Annotated in this window: 14 protein-coding genes; 7 read left to right on the forward strand and 7 right to left on the reverse strand. The window is 69.2% G+C overall.

Annotation, left to right across the window (positions count from 1 at the left end):
- Nucleotides 1-2 precede the first annotated feature (2 nt).
- Nucleotides 3-389 (reverse strand): winged helix-turn-helix domain-containing protein, encoded by a 387-nt coding sequence (locus NDI65_RS01870; protein ID WP_089778102.1) that lies wholly within the window; start codon nt 387-389, stop codon nt 3-5.
- A gap of 42 nt (nt 390-431) precedes the next feature.
- Nucleotides 432-1,616, reverse strand: a complete 1,185-nt coding sequence (locus NDI65_RS01875; RefSeq protein ID WP_310893297.1) for an MFS transporter — start codon at nt 1,614-1,616, stop codon at nt 432-434.
- 89 nt (nt 1,617-1,705) lie between these two features.
- Here NDI65_RS01875 and NDI65_RS01880 point away from each other — a divergent pair, with 89 nt between their 5' ends.
- Both NDI65_RS01880 and moaC read left to right on the forward strand, forming a co-directional pair.
- Entirely contained in the window at nt 1,706-3,142 is a 1,437-nt protein-coding gene (locus tag NDI65_RS01880) for an NAD(P)H-hydrate dehydratase (protein WP_275040256.1), read from the forward strand.
- Nucleotides 3,139-3,666 (forward strand): cyclic pyranopterin monophosphate synthase MoaC, encoded by a 528-nt coding sequence (moaC, locus tag NDI65_RS01885; RefSeq protein WP_310893299.1) that lies wholly within the window; start codon nt 3,139-3,141, stop codon nt 3,664-3,666. The genes NDI65_RS01880 and moaC overlap by 4 nt, the downstream gene beginning before the upstream one ends.
- Nucleotides 3,667-3,729: 63 nt before the next feature.
- Here the strand turns inward: moaC and hflX are convergent, their stop codons facing one another.
- On the reverse strand, nt 3,730-5,031 hold the full coding sequence (gene hflX, locus NDI65_RS01890; protein WP_310893301.1) for a GTPase HflX: 1,302 nt from the start codon (nt 5,029-5,031) through the stop codon (nt 3,730-3,732).
- Between the two features lie 240 nt (nt 5,032-5,271).
- On the opposite strand from hflX, the gene NDI65_RS01895 reads away from it, so the two are divergent.
- Nucleotides 5,272-5,601: an FUN14 domain-containing protein gene (locus tag NDI65_RS01895; RefSeq protein WP_007273844.1), complete on the forward strand. Its 330-nt coding sequence runs from the start codon at nt 5,272-5,274 to the stop codon at nt 5,599-5,601.
- Between the two features lie 39 nt (nt 5,602-5,640).
- Here the strand turns inward: NDI65_RS01895 and NDI65_RS01900 are convergent, their stop codons facing one another.
- Nucleotides 5,641-6,357: a ribosome assembly factor SBDS gene (locus NDI65_RS01900; protein WP_004968119.1), complete on the reverse strand. Its 717-nt coding sequence runs from the start codon at nt 6,355-6,357 to the stop codon at nt 5,641-5,643.
- 125 nt (nt 6,358-6,482) lie between these two features.
- Between NDI65_RS01900 and NDI65_RS01905 the strand changes: the two genes are divergently transcribed.
- Nucleotides 6,483-6,797 (forward strand): NifU family protein, encoded by a 315-nt coding sequence (locus tag NDI65_RS01905; protein WP_089778107.1) that lies wholly within the window; start codon nt 6,483-6,485, stop codon nt 6,795-6,797.
- A 121-nt stretch (nt 6,798-6,918) separates the two neighbouring features.
- Here the strand turns inward: NDI65_RS01905 and trxA are convergent, their stop codons facing one another.
- Together trxA and NDI65_RS01915 are read right to left on the reverse strand one after the other, a co-directional pair.
- Nucleotides 6,919-7,254, reverse strand: coding sequence for a thioredoxin (gene trxA, locus NDI65_RS01910; protein WP_089778109.1), 336 nt, complete (start codon nt 7,252-7,254; stop codon nt 6,919-6,921).
- Between the two features lie 111 nt (nt 7,255-7,365).
- Nucleotides 7,366-8,025 carry a 2,5-diamino-6-(ribosylamino)-4(3H)-pyrimidinone 5'-phosphate reductase gene (locus tag NDI65_RS01915; protein ID WP_089778111.1) on the reverse strand — a complete coding sequence of 220 codons (660 nt, stop codon included), beginning with the start codon at nt 8,023-8,025 and terminating at the stop codon, nt 7,366-7,368.
- A gap of 120 nt (nt 8,026-8,145) precedes the next feature.
- Between NDI65_RS01915 and NDI65_RS01920 the strand changes: the two genes are divergently transcribed.
- Complete coding sequence (locus NDI65_RS01920) at nt 8,146-9,258, forward strand: glycosyltransferase family 4 protein (RefSeq protein ID WP_089779880.1); 1,113 nt, start codon at nt 8,146-8,148, stop codon at nt 9,256-9,258.
- 70 nt (nt 9,259-9,328) lie between these two features.
- Here NDI65_RS01920 and NDI65_RS01925 read toward each other — a convergent pair whose 3' ends face one another.
- Nucleotides 9,329-9,706 (reverse strand): hypothetical protein, encoded by a 378-nt coding sequence (locus NDI65_RS01925; RefSeq protein ID WP_089778114.1) that lies wholly within the window; start codon nt 9,704-9,706, stop codon nt 9,329-9,331.
- 100 nt (nt 9,707-9,806) lie between these two features.
- Between NDI65_RS01925 and NDI65_RS01930 the strand changes: the two genes are divergently transcribed.
- Both NDI65_RS01930 and NDI65_RS01935 read left to right on the forward strand, forming a co-directional pair.
- On the forward strand, nt 9,807-11,090 hold the full coding sequence (locus tag NDI65_RS01930; protein ID WP_089778116.1) for a Single-stranded DNA binding protein: 1,284 nt from the start codon (nt 9,807-9,809) through the stop codon (nt 11,088-11,090).
- Complete coding sequence (locus tag NDI65_RS01935) at nt 11,087-12,913, forward strand: rpa-associated protein (RefSeq protein ID WP_310893308.1); 1,827 nt, start codon at nt 11,087-11,089, stop codon at nt 12,911-12,913. Before NDI65_RS01930 ends, NDI65_RS01935 begins: the two co-directional genes overlap by 4 nt.
- Nucleotides 12,914-12,915 lie beyond the last annotated feature (2 nt).

The following is a 12,915-nucleotide window of genomic DNA, read 5'->3' on the forward strand; positions in this document are numbered from 1 at the left end:
CGCTATTCGAGGAAGGAGGCGATTGCCTCGGCGAAGGCCTCTCGGTCCCCGCCGTCGCCGCCGACGCAGACGACGAACGGCGCGGCGGCGGCGTACACCTTCATCTCGCGGCCCTTCTCGGAGTAGCGGGTGTCGGCGACGCGGACGAGGTCGGCCTCGATGAGGTTTCCGAGGTGGTGGCGGGCGTTCTGGACGGAGGTCTCGACCCGCTTCGAGAGTTCGGTCGCCGTCGCCGGCGAGTCCTGCAGACACGACAGCAGGTCGCGGGCGGTGTCACAAGAGAGGCAGCCGAGGAGTTGCGCCGTCTCGTCGTCGTCGAGCCAGTGAACCCGAGGGTCGGCCTCACCGCTCGAATCGACGGTCCCGTCGGACGGGAGCAACCCTGACATACAATCGACATTTCGGTGCGGGAAGTAAACCGTTTCGGGAGGTCAGGCGCTCGACGGCTCGGTGCGGTCGACGCCGGGGAGTCGGTTCACCGCGTAGAGGACGGCGAGCGCGGCGACGAACACCGCGAGGCCGCCGGCGAGCGTCCGGAAGACGGCCTCGAAGGCGTAGTTCGCCTCGGTCAGGAAGCCGACCGCGCCGCTCCCGTTGGCCTCCAAGAGGAGCGCCGCGCCGCTGAAGACGGCGTAGGCGCTCCCGCGGGCGTCGCTCGGCAGCGACGAGAGCATGAACGTGTCCAGCGCGGGAAACAGGCTGTGGACGACGTAGCCGAGCACCGCGACGACGACGGCGACGGCGACGAAGCCCTGCGCGTACGTCAGGGCAACGAGCGCGCCGATGAAGGCGACGAGCAGGCCGAAGATGTACGGGACGTGCGGGAGGTTGTCGGCGAGGCGGCCCGAAAGCGAGAACGCGGGGACGCCCGCCGCGAAGACGATGGTGAGCATCGTGCTCGCCGCGGCGGGGTCGAACGCCTTCGCCTGCGTCATGTACGACACGAGGAAGTTGAAAAGCCCCTGCCAGACGAACCCCGCGGGCGCGATGAGGAGGATGCCCGTGAGAATGAGCTTCCAGTGGCCGAGCGCGGCGGAGAAATCGCGGTCCGCGCCCGTGCCGGCCCCCGCGCTCCCGTCGCGGGAGACGGCGTAGAGGAGGAGCGTCACGAGCGCGCCGGCGACCGCCAGCACCCAGAACGTCTCGCGCCACGAGTACGACGCGAGGATGAAGACGACGACGGGCGCGGCGACGACGGCGGCGACCTGACTGGCCGCGCCGTGGATGCCGACCATGCGGCCGACGCGCTCGGGGAACAGTTCGCCGACGAGCGGGGTCGCGGAGACGAAGTACGCCCCCGAGGCGAGCCCGAGGCCGAACGCGCCGATTTGGAGCGTCAGCACCGACGTCGCGCTCGCGGTGAACGCCGCGGCGGCGACGAGGAGCGTGCCCGACCCGAGGACGACCTTCGACCGCGAGACGCGCGTGAGGAGGTAGCCGACGGGGATGCGCGGGATGGCGGTCCCGAGCCAGACGAGGCTCGTCACGACGCCGATGGTCGCCGGGCCGACCGAGAACTGCGTCTGGAGCGTCTCGACGAGCGGCGGGAACGCGACGCGGCCGAAGTTGACGAGGAAGACGAGTCCGCAGAGAGTTCCGAAGAGGCGGCGAGTCACTACCGCGGATTCAGCCGCCGCCGTGTCAAACGTTGCGAATCCGACCCGCGACCACATGTGTTAACGCGCCGCCGGGCAAACGGGGGCGTATGATTACGAGTCGACGCATGGCCGCGGTCGACCTGAACGCCGAGGCGCTCGGCGTGCCGCGGAAACAGCTCATGGAGTCGAGCGGGAACGCCGTCGCGCGGGCGTGTCGCGACCTCGCGGACCCCGGCGCGTCGGTCGCAGTCGTCGCCGGGCGCGGCAACAACGGCGGCGACGCCCTCGTCGCCGCGCGGTTCCTGAAGGCGTACGACGTGACCGTCCACCTGCTCGGCCGCCCCGAGACGATTTCGACCGACATCGCCCGCGAGAACTGGGACGCCCTCGTCGCGGGCGAGGCCGACCACCGGACCGTCACCGACTCGGCCGGCTTCGACCTCGGCGACCCGGACCTCGTCGTGGACGCGATGCTCGGCACCGGCGTCACCGGCGCGCTCCGCGAACCCGAGGCGACGGCCGCGCGCGCCATCAACGACTCCTCGGCGACCGTCCTCGCGGTGGACGTGCCCTCCGGCGTCGACGCCGATACGGGCGACGCGGCGGGCCTCGCGGTCGACGCCGACCGGGTCGTCACCTTCCACGACGACAAGCCCGGCCTCGGCGACCTCGACTGCGAGGTCGTCGTCGCCGACATCGGCATCCCCGAGGCCGCGGAGCTGTTCACCGGTCCCGGCGACCTCCTCGCGCTCGACCGCGACGCCCAGAGCCACAAGGGCGACCACGGCGACGTGCTCGTCGTCGGCGGCGGTCCGTACACCGGCGCGCCCGCGCTCGCCGCGCAGTCGGCCCTCAGAGCCGGCGCTGACCTCGCCCGCGTCGCCTGCCCCGAGGCCGTCGCCCGCGAGGTACAGGGCTACTCCGAGAACCTCATCGTCCGCGGCTTTTCGGGCGACCGACTCGCGCCCGAACACGTCCCGGACCTGCTCGATTTCGCCGCCGACCGCGACGCGGTCGTCTTCGGCCCCGGCCTCGGCGACGCCGACGAGTCGCTCGCCGCGGTTCGCGAGTTCCTCGCCGCCTACGACGGGACCGCCGTCGTCGACGCCGACGCCCTGCAGGTCGTCCCCGACGTGGACACCGAGGCGACGCTCATCTGTACGCCCCATCAGGGCGAGTTGCGGAAGATGGGCGGCGAGACCGACTCCGACTGGGAGGTCCGGAGCGACCTCGTCCGCGAGTTCGCCGCCGACCTCGGCCACACGCTCCTCGTGAAGGGCGCGTACGACGTGGTTTCGGACGGCGACGCGGTCCGCGTCAACCGAACCGGGAACCCCGGCATGACCGTCGGCGGCACCGGCGACGTGCTGGCGGGCGCGACCGGCGCGCTCGCGGCCGTCCTGCCCCCGCTCGACGCGGCCGCCGTCGCGGCCTACGGAAACGGCCGCGCGGGCGACCTCGCCGCCGAGGCGTTCGGCGGCGGCCTCGTCGCCACCGACCTCTTGGAACGACTGCCCGCGGCCCTGCGAGGTGACGAAGCATGAGCGACGAGCGCGCCGGTGCGGAGTCGAACGAATCGGTTGACCGCGACGACAGCGACCTGACCCACGTTGACGAGGAAGGCAACGTCCAGATGGTCGACGTGGGCGCGAAGCCCGACAGCCGCCGCCGGGCGGTCGCCCGCGGGACCATCCACCTCAGCGCCTCGACGGTTCGGGCCATCCGCGACGACGAAATCGGGAAGGGCGACGTGTTGGCGACCGCCCGAATCGGCGCGATTCAGGCCGTCAAACACACGTGGGAGACGATTCCGATGTGCCACCAGATTCCCATCACGAACGTCGACACCGAGTTCGAGGTGGCCGACGAGTCGGTCACGCTGTCCGTGACGGTCGGGACGACCGGCAAGACGGGCTGTGAGATGGAGGCGTTAGAGGGCGTGACGACCGGCCTCAACGTCGTCTGGGACATGGTGAAAGCCGCGGAGAAAGACGACGACGGCCAGTATCCGGGAACGCGCATCTCGGACGTGGAGGTCGTCACGAAGGAAAAAGAGACGCTCGACTGAGGCGAATCGGCGGGTCGGGTCCGCGGCGGACCACGCGTGGCGGGTGCGACGCGGCGGGGCCGCTCACGCCGAGTCGGCCGGCACGGAGAGGTCGGCGGCCTTCGCCCGCGCCTTCTCGACGATTGCGGGGCGCGCCTCGAACTCGACGTGGACCTGCTCGCCCTCGTACTCCTCGGCCTCGACGTGGGCGTGGTCGTAGAGCCACGAGACGAGACTCATCGTGTCGTCGGCCATCGGCAACAGGAGTCGCTCGCGCTCCCACGCGGGGAGTTCGTCCTCGACGCGGGCGGCCAGTTCCTCGACGTTCTCGCCGGTCAGCCCCGAGACGGCGACGGGGTTGGGCGCGAGCGCCGACAGCGCCGCGCGCTTTTCGTCGAGTTCCGTCGGTTCGACCTTGTCCACCTTGTTGAACACGGTCACGATGGGCGCTTCGTTGCGCTCGTAGAGCGTGTCGTGGCTGGTGACGAGCTTCTCGCGCATCTCCTCGACGGGCTCGGAGGCGTCCACGACGAGCAACACGAGGTCGGCCCGGTAGACCGAATCGAGCGTGGACTTGAACGACTCGACGAGCCAGTGGGGGAGGTCCGAGACGAAGCCGACGGTGTCGGTGAGAAGCACGTCTCGCTTGCCCGTCTCGGCGCGGCGCGTGGTCGTCCCGAGGGTCGTAAACAGCTTGTCCTGGGTCTCCGCGGTCGGGTCGAGGTCCGGGTGGAGGTCGTCGTTCTGGCCGACTTCGAGGTCGGCGGCGAGCCGTTGCATCAGCGTCGACTTCCCGGCGTTCGTGTAGCCCGCGAGGGCCACGAGGTCGAAGCCGGACTCGCGGCGCTGTTCGCGCCGGGTCTCCTCCTTGTCCGCGATGGCGTCCAGTTCGTTCTTGATGCGCGAAATCTGGGCCTTGATGTCCTGCTCGCGGCTCTCGTCGTACTCGCCGAGGCCCATGAAGCCGGGGCGCTCGTCGCGCTTCGCCAGCGACGCCTTCGCCTCGGCGCGAGGCAGTTCGTAGCGGAGTTCGGCGAGTTCGACCTGCAACTGCGCCTTGCGGGTGTTCGCCCGCTGGCCGAAGATGTCGAGGATGAGCGTGAAGCGGTCGATGACCTCCGCGTCGTCGGGGAGCTTCTGGGCGATGTTGTACGTCTGGTAGGGGCCCAGCCGGTTGTCGAAGACGACGGCGGCGGCGTCCTCGCGAGCGACGAGCGACGCTAACTCGCCGACTTTCCCCTCCCCGAAGTGGAACGCGGCGTCCTCCTCGCGGGTCTGGGTGAGTTCGCCGACGACCTCGTAGCCCGCGGCGCGGGCGAGGTCGGAAATCTCCGTGAGGTCGGCGTCTCCGCGGTCGACGCGCTTCGCGACGACGACGCGACTCATCGCCGCACCTCGATTGTGGGGTACGTTGCCTGCACTGTGTCAGTCGGTACTAGCCGCCGGAGGCACTTAAGCCCCGCTCGGCCGGGGTCACGCGTCGAGATGGCGTCCCGTCACCTCCCGTTCCATGGCCGCGTTTGGACGCCGGGACTCTTGTAGGTTGCCCGGCCGCGACCTGACAGTTCGGCGACGACGACAGTCACCCCACAAATCACTTATACCGATAGGCGGGATGTTCGCCGTATGGACCCCTTACAACTGAGCATCGACCCCCAACAGCTCGGCATCGAGTTCGGGAGCGGGGCCGTCATCGGCGGCATCATCGGCTTCGCGGCCAAGAAAATCGCGAAGCTCATCGCCGTCATCGTGGGCCTCGAACTCGCCGTGTTCAAGTTCCTCGAATCGCGGGGCATCATCACCGTCGACTGGGAGCGCCTCACCGGCGGCCTCGTGAGCGCCACGCAGGACGCCGCGAGCGGCGCGCCGCCGGACTGGATTTCGACGATTCTCTCGACGCTGTCCGTCTCCGCCGGCTTCTCCGGCGGCTTCCTCGTCGGCTTCAAGAAGGGATAGTTCGCGTTCGCGTTCGCGTCTCGGCCGTGCCGACCCGTCTCAGAGCTCGTCTTCGTCCTTGACGATGCGCGTCTCGGCCGTGCCGCTCGTGATGTTGTTCACCTTGTCGTAGAAGTCGTTTTGCATCCCCGCGGGGAACGTGATGACGCCGACCCACGAGCCGTCGTTCTGCCACTCCTCGCGTTCGAGGTCGCCGTAGCTCCGAATCTGCGCCTGTCCGCTGCCGGCGTACTCGGCGGGGAGTTGGACGGCGACGGTGACCTCGGCGAACTTGATGGGCAACACGGGTCGGAGCGCGTCGAGGGCGTCGTCGACCTGCGACTCGACCGGCTCCATCGGGTCGATTTTGAAGCCGGCCTCTTCGAGCGCGCGCTCGATTCGCTCCGGCGGGTGCGGCGAGTCGTTCATCTGCGGGTTCACCGCGTTGCGCGCGATGCGGTTGATGAGCGACTTGCGCTTCTGTTCTTGCATCTCGCGGCGCTGTTCGGCCGTGATCTGAATCTCCCCTTTCTTGACGACCTGGGGGATTATCTCCAGCGGGTCGGTCGTCCCGAAGACCTCTTCGAGGTCGTTCTCGGCGGGGCGGTCGCCGCGGGAGGCGTCCTCGAACACGTCTTCGGCGGCGATGACCTCTTCGAGGTCGCCGTCGAACTCACCGCGCTTTATCGAGAGCGCCGCGTCGGGGTCGATGAGCACCTCGAACCGCGCGCCGTGAGATTCCAGGCGGGCCGTGACTGCCTCGTCGAGTGAAATCATAGGTTCCGATACTCTCTCCGTGGTAAAAAGCCCTCGCCGACCGACTCACCCGACAGCGTCTCGCGAAATTCGCCGCGACCTCGTTCGGAGCAATCGTTATGCTCGCCCGCACCCCACGTCTCGGTATGAGTTCGCAGACGTCGGAGAAGTCCCTCGAAGAACGGCTCGACCTGTTCATGCGGCGGAACTTCCCCCAGATAGAGATGCACGGCGGCGACGCGGGTATCGAGGCCATCGACGACGAGACCGGCGAAGTGTGGATCTCCCTCACCGGCGCGTGTTCCGGCTGCGGCATCTCGCCGATGACGATTCAGGCGTTGAAGGCGCGCATGGTCGCCGAGTTCGAGGAGATAGACGCGGTCCACGCCTCGACCGGCGGCTTCTACGACGACGACCCGGGCGCGGGGTTCGAACCCGACGTGTCCGACGCGCCCTTCTGAGCCGCCTTCTGACTCCGCTTTTCGACCGAACCGTCCCCACGAGCGACGACGCCCGGAGCGCGCGCCGTCGCTCGCCGTGATAGATAAACAGAGAATCGAACCGAGCGAAGCGGACGCCCGCTTACGCGGCGGCTTCGATGATGTCGACGAGGTCCTCTTTGCTCTGGACGCCGATGACCTCCTTCACCTGCTCGCCGCCGGCGTAGAACTGCAGGGTCGGGACGCTTCGAATCCCCTGTTCGCGGGCCAGCTCTTGGAGTTCGTCGATGTCGACCTTGGCGACGACGGCGTCGGTCTCCTCGGCGATTTCCTTCACGGTGGGTTCGAGCATCTTACACGGGCCGCACCACTCGGCGTGGTAGTCCACGAGGACGACCCCGCTGTCGGCGATGAGTTCGTCGAGTTCGTCCGAACTCTCGATGTGGACGGGCGCATCGGTTGTCTTCGGAGTGCTCATGTCTCCACGTATCGGCGCGACACTCTTACCCATTGCGCCTGTTTGCGTGACGGCGCACGACCGCGAAGCTCCGCGCTCGCGGCGAAATCGGCCGGATTCGAGGAACGAGGCTCAGCAGTCGTAGGTCAGGAGCACCCCGTCGTCGACGCGCTCGACACCGCGGAGCGACAGTCGGGGGAAGTCGGCGACGAAGCCCTCCCCGTCGGCGAGGGTCGGCGCGTCGCGGCCGCCGATGACCATCGAGCCGACGTAGAGCGTGAGTTCGTCGACGAGGCCGGCCTCGAACAGCGAGAAGATGAGTTCGCCGCCGCCCTCGACCATGAGTCGGTCGACGCCGCGCGATTCGAGCGCGCCGAGGGCGTCGGGGAGCGACACCCGCTTTTCGCCCGCGACGACGAGTTCCGCGCCGGCGGATTCGAGCGCGTCGCGGCGGGCGTCGGGCGCGGCTTCGGAGACGAGCACGTAGGTCGTCGCCGCGTCGTCCAGAACCCGGGCGTCGGTCGGGGTCCGAGCGCGCGAGTCAGCAACGACGCGGGCGGGGTGCGGCGAGTCGCCTCGGTCCTCGCGGGCGGTGACGAGGTCGGGGTCGTCGAGCGTGAGGTGCGGGTCGTCGGCGAGGACGGTCCCGACGCCGACGGCGACGGCGTCGGCGGCCGCGCGAATCTCGTCCACGCGGGCGAAGTCGTCGTCGCCGCTTATCCGCACCTGCTCGCGGCGGCGCGAGGAGAGCTTGCCGTCGAGACTCGCGGCGGCGTTGACGTGGACGTGCATACTCGCGGGTCGTCGCCGCGGCGAAAACGCCTTTCGGTGGGTCGTCGCCGGAGTATTGCCGGACAGGAATTAAATAGGCATCTGTGGTACATTGTGTCATCTATGACTGCCAAGGTCCTGATGCTGGGGTGGGGGTTTCCGCCGAACGTCAGCGGCGGGCTCGACACGCACGTCGGCGAGATGTTCGAACGTCTCGAAGAGCGGGAGGACGTGGACATCGAACTCGTGCTTCCGGCCGAGTACGCGCCGGACCGCGATGGAATCGTGGGCGTCCCGACGGGCGAGGGCGACATCATCACGCGCATCGGGCGGCTGGGGTCGACGTTCGCGGAGCGCGCGGCCGACGCCGACATCGTCCACACGCACGACTGGTTCGGCTACGGCCCGGGGTCGCGCGCGAAGTCGAACAACGAGGACGTGGAGTGGGTGACCACGTTCCACTCGCTTTCGTCCGACCGCAACATCGACCCGCCGCAGCGGGAGGTCGAGACCGAGCGCCGCATCGCCGAGCGCTGCGACCACCTGCTCGCGGTGAGCGAACTCCTCGCGGACAAGGTCAAACGGGAGTACGGCGGCGACTGCCACGTCATCTACAACGGCTTTTCGGAGTGCGAGACGACGGGCCGCGACCTCAAGGCGGAGCTCGGCATCGACGGGAAGATGCTGTTTTTCGTCGGCCGCCACACCGACCAGAAGGGCATCTCGCACCTCGTCTACGCGATGGAGAAACTCGCCCGCGACGACGTGACGCTCGTCATGGGCGGGTCGGGCCACCTCACCGCCCAACTCAAGCGCTTCGCCGAACTGCTCGGCGTCGAAGACCGCATCAAGTGGGCCGGCTACGTCCCCGAGGAGGCGCTCGGTGACTACTACGCCTCCGCGGACCTGTTCGTCTCGCCGTCGCTGTCAGAGCCGTTCGGCATCACCATCGTCGAGGCGCTCTCGACCGGCACGCGCGTCGTCGCCACCGAGAGCGGCGCGGCGGAGGTCCTCCCCGAGGACTGCGTCATCGAGGTCGAACCCGACTCGCGCTCTATCGCCGACGGTATCGAGTACGGCCTCTCGCTGGAGGGGAAACCGGAGTACGAACCGTACACGTGGGACCGCGTCGTCGACGAGACGGTCGACTACTACCACAGCATCCTCGACGACGACGCCGACCCCTCGGCCGGCGCGGAGAACGAAGTGACCGCGGACGCCGACGCGGACGCCGCCGAGTCGGACGCGAACTGAACAGGACAACGGGCGGCGTCAGAAGCGAGGGGCGGCGCTCGGCGGGGAGAACGGGGGGAGCGACCCGCGTTCAGCGGAGGAGTCGCACGTCGGTCACCGGCTCGGGGTGGCGAATCCGGTAGCCGCCGCGGGTCGGGACCATCCCCTCTCGCGGCATCGTGCCGCGGGCGGACTGGTACGGCGAGTCGTCGGTCTGGACCGACTGGTACGGCGAGTCGTACGCCGACTGGTAGGGGCTGTCCGACGGCTGGTACGCGCTGTCGGTCGCCGCCTCGGCGTCGAACCCCTCCGGCGGGAGGTAGATTCGCTCGCCGGACGCCGAGCGGACGACGACTGCGGTGTCTTTGTCGCCTTCCATCACGATGGTCGTCCACCCGTCCTCGATGGTCACCGAGAAAGAGACGTCCTCGTCGGCGTCGGCGGCCTCCGGGGCCTCGTCGTTCGACATACGAGTCTAACTGGCACGCGAACACTTAGTGATTCGCCCGCGGCCGGTCGCCCGGCCGCCCGGCAACACTTTTTATCCGACGGGGGCGAATCCCGACTCGATGGAACTCGACCAGCATGCCGAGGAGCTCGCCTCCGCCCTCGGTGTCGACAAAGAGGAGGTCAAATCCGACCTGCAGAACCTGCTGCAGTACAGCGTCCCGCTCGACGAGGCGAAACAGAGCGTCCGCCGCAAACACGGCGGCGGAAGCTCCGGCGGGAGCGACGGCGCGCCCTCGACGAAGCGAATCGCCGACATCGACCCCGACGGCGGCAACGTCTCGGTGACGGTTCGCGTGCTCACCGTGGGCACCCGTTCTATCGTCTATCAGGGCGACGAACAGACCATCCGTGAGGGGGAACTCGCCGACGAGTCCGGCGTCATCTCCTACACCGCGTGGCAGGACTTCGGCTTCGAACCGGGCGACTCCGTCGTCATCGGTAACGCCGGCGTCCGCGAGTGGGACGGCAAGCCCGAACTGAACATCGGCGCGTCCTCGACGGTCGGCGTGGAGTCCGAGACGGTCGAGACGCCCTACGACGACCGCATCGGCGGCGAGGCCGACCTCATCGACCTGCAGGCCGGCGACCGCGGCCGAACCGTCGAGGTCCGCGTCCTCGAAGTCGACTCGCGCACCATCGACGGACGAAACGGCGAGACGACCATCCTCTCGGGCGTCGTCGCCGACGAGACGGGACGGCTTCCCTTCACCGACTGGGCACCCCGCCCCGACGTGGAGGAGGGCGCGAGCCTCCGCCTGTCGGACGTGTACGTCCGGGAGTTCCGCGGCGTGCCGCAGGTGAACCTCTCGGAGTTCACATCGCTCGAAGTGCTCGACGACCCCGTTTCCGTGACGGACTCCGCGCCGCGACTGAAAGTCGGCGAGGCCGTCGACGCCGGCGGGATGTTCGACGTGGAAGTGCTCGGGAACGTCCTCGAAGTGCGCGACGGCTCCGGGCTCATCGAGCGCTGTCCCGACTGTAGCCGCGTCGTTCAGAACGGCCAGTGCCGACAGCACGGCGAGGTCGACGGCGAGGACGACATGCGCGTGAAGGCGATTCTCGACGACGGCACCGGCACGGTGACCGCCATCCTCGACCGCGACCTCACCGAAGAGATCTACGGCGGGACGATGGCCGACGCGATGGAGGCCGCCCGCGAGGCGATGGACAAGGAGGTCGTCGCCGAGGACATCGCCGACACGCTCGTCGGCCGCGAGTACCGCGTCCGCGGGAACCTCTCGGTTGACGAGTACGGCGCGAACCTCGAAGCCGACGAGTTCGAGGAGACCGACGACGACCCGGCCGAACGCGCGGCCGCCCTCCTCACGGAGGTGCGCGCATGAGCGCCTCGCCGGTCGTCGGCACGCGGGAAATCGCCTACCGCGTCTTCGCCGCCGAGTTCGACGACGCGTCGCTTTCGTACTCCGAGAGCGACGAGGAGCGCGCGCCGAACTACGTGGTCACGCCCACCGGCGCGCGACTCAACCGGACGTTCGTCGCCGGCGTGCTCACCGAGGTCGAACACGTCAACGACGAGGTGCTCCGCGGGCGCATTGCGGACCCGACGGGCGCGTTCGTCACCTACGCCGGCCAGTACCAGCCCGAACCGATGGCCTACCTCGACGCGGCGACGCCCCCGGCGTTCGTCTCGCTCGCGGGGAAGGCCCGGACGTACGAGCCGGACGACGCCGACGTGGTCTACTCCTCGGTCCGCCCCGAGAGCGTCAACACCGTCGACGCCGACGTGCGCGACCGCTGGATCGTCTCGGCCGCCGAGGCGACCCTCCGACGCATCGCGGTGTTCGACGAGGCGCTGTCGATGCCCTACCGCGGCGACGACCTGACCCGCGCGCTCGAAGCCCGCGGCGTCGACTCGACGCTCGCGGCGGGCGTCCCCCGCGCAATCGACCACTACGGGACGACCCGAACCTATCTCGAAGCCCTGCGCGAAGTCGCCGTGCAGGCGCTCGAACTCGTCGCGGGCGACCGCGACCAGGTGGACTCCCTCGACGTCGCCCCCGGCGACGGCGGCGACGCGGTGCTCGGCCCGCTCCCCGAACTCGACCTCGAACCGGCCGACAGCGTCGATATCGAGGTCGGCGACGCGGACGCTGACGACGGCGACGAACTCGGCGATCCGGAGCCCGACGCTGTCGAGGCGGAAGCCGACCCGGACGAGTTCGAGACCGAATCCGATTCCGAACCGACTGCAACGCCCGACGCGGGTCCGGAACCCGCCGACGGTGCCGAGTCCGACGCCGTCGAGCCGGAGTCTGAATCCGAGCCCGTCACAGAACCTGAATCCGAACCCGTCGCGGAAACCGACCCCGAGCCGGTCGCCGCCGAGACGACGGCCACGACTGAGAGCGAGCCGTCCGCGACGGTCGATGCCGAGTCCGAGTCGGAACCTGACGCGGAACCCGACCTCACGTCCGAACCCGAACCGGCGACCGACTCGCTTGACGCCGATTCGGAGCCCGGCTTCGACGCCGGTGCCGACGACGGCACGCTCGGCGACTTCGACGACGACGCCCCCGACGCGGGCGCGACCGACACCGAGTCGTTCGACGGTTCGGAAGGCGGAACCCTCGGCGACTTCGACGACCCAGAACCAGAGGCGGAGGCGACCGATTCGACCGACTCGGTCGACCCCGACGGGATGTACGAACTCGACGAGGACGAGCGAGCCGAAATCGAGTCCGAGTTCGGCACGGAGTTCACCTCCGGCGCGGACGTCGACCCCGCCGGCGAGGCGGACATCGACGTGCCCGACGCGGACGACCTCACCGAACAGCTCGAAGACGAGCCCGCCGACGCCGAACCGGAACCGGAACCCGCGGCCGACGCCGCCGCGGAACCCGAACCGGCGGTCGAGTCCGAGCCTGAACCCGAACCCGAGCCGACGCCCGACGCGGCGTCGGCCGGGGACGAAGACGAGACCGAGGCCGACGCCGACGACGCCGCCGAGGACATCGACCTCGAATCGGTCGTCGTGGACGCCATGGACGACCTCGACGGGGGCGACGGCGCGGACCACGACGAGGTCGTCGCCGCCGTCGTCGACGAGTACGGCGCGGACCCCGGCGCGGTCGAGGACGCCATCCAAGAGGCGCTCCTCGGCGGTCGGTGCTACGAGCCGCAGGACGGCGTGCTGAAGGCCATCTGAGG

Origin of the sequence: Haloferax sp. S2CR25 (assembly GCF_031624535.1) — an archaeon.
GTDB lineage: Archaea > Halobacteriota > Halobacteria > Halobacteriales > Haloferacaceae > Haloferax > Haloferax massiliensis.

Bases quoted from the DNA above. Each gene is read 5' to 3' on its own strand.
- NDI65_RS01900 (WP_004968119.1), bottom strand. From the start codon at position 6,357: ATGATTTCACTCGACGAGGCAGTCACGGCCCGCCTGGAATCTCACGGC.
- trxA (WP_089778109.1), bottom strand. From the start codon at position 7,254: ATGAGCACTCCGAAGACAACCGATGCGCCCGTCCACATCGAGAGTTCG.
- NDI65_RS01895 (WP_007273844.1), top strand. From the start codon at position 5,272: ATGGACCCCTTACAACTGAGCATCGACCCCCAACAGCTCGGCATCGAG.
- NDI65_RS01925 (WP_089778114.1), bottom strand. From the start codon at position 9,706: ATGTCGAACGACGAGGCCCCGGAGGCCGCCGACGCCGACGAGGACGTC.
- NDI65_RS01880 (WP_275040256.1), top strand. From the start codon at position 1,706: ATGATTACGAGTCGACGCATGGCCGCGGTCGACCTGAACGCCGAGGCG.
- NDI65_RS01915 (WP_089778111.1), bottom strand. From the start codon at position 8,025: ATGCACGTCCACGTCAACGCCGCCGCGAGTCTCGACGGCAAGCTCTCC.
- NDI65_RS01870 (WP_089778102.1), bottom strand. From the start codon at position 389: ATGTCAGGGTTGCTCCCGTCCGACGGGACCGTCGATTCGAGCGGTGAG.
- NDI65_RS01905 (WP_089778107.1), top strand. From the start codon at position 6,483: ATGAGTTCGCAGACGTCGGAGAAGTCCCTCGAAGAACGGCTCGACCTG.
- moaC (WP_310893299.1), top strand. From the start codon at position 3,139: ATGAGCGACGAGCGCGCCGGTGCGGAGTCGAACGAATCGGTTGACCGC.
- NDI65_RS01935 (WP_310893308.1), top strand. From the start codon at position 11,087: ATGAGCGCCTCGCCGGTCGTCGGCACGCGGGAAATCGCCTACCGCGTC.
- hflX (WP_310893301.1), bottom strand. From the start codon at position 5,031: ATGAGTCGCGTCGTCGTCGCGAAGCGCGTCGACCGCGGAGACGCCGAC.
- NDI65_RS01920 (WP_089779880.1), top strand. From the start codon at position 8,146: ATGCTGGGGTGGGGGTTTCCGCCGAACGTCAGCGGCGGGCTCGACACG.
- NDI65_RS01930 (WP_089778116.1), top strand. From the start codon at position 9,807: ATGGAACTCGACCAGCATGCCGAGGAGCTCGCCTCCGCCCTCGGTGTC.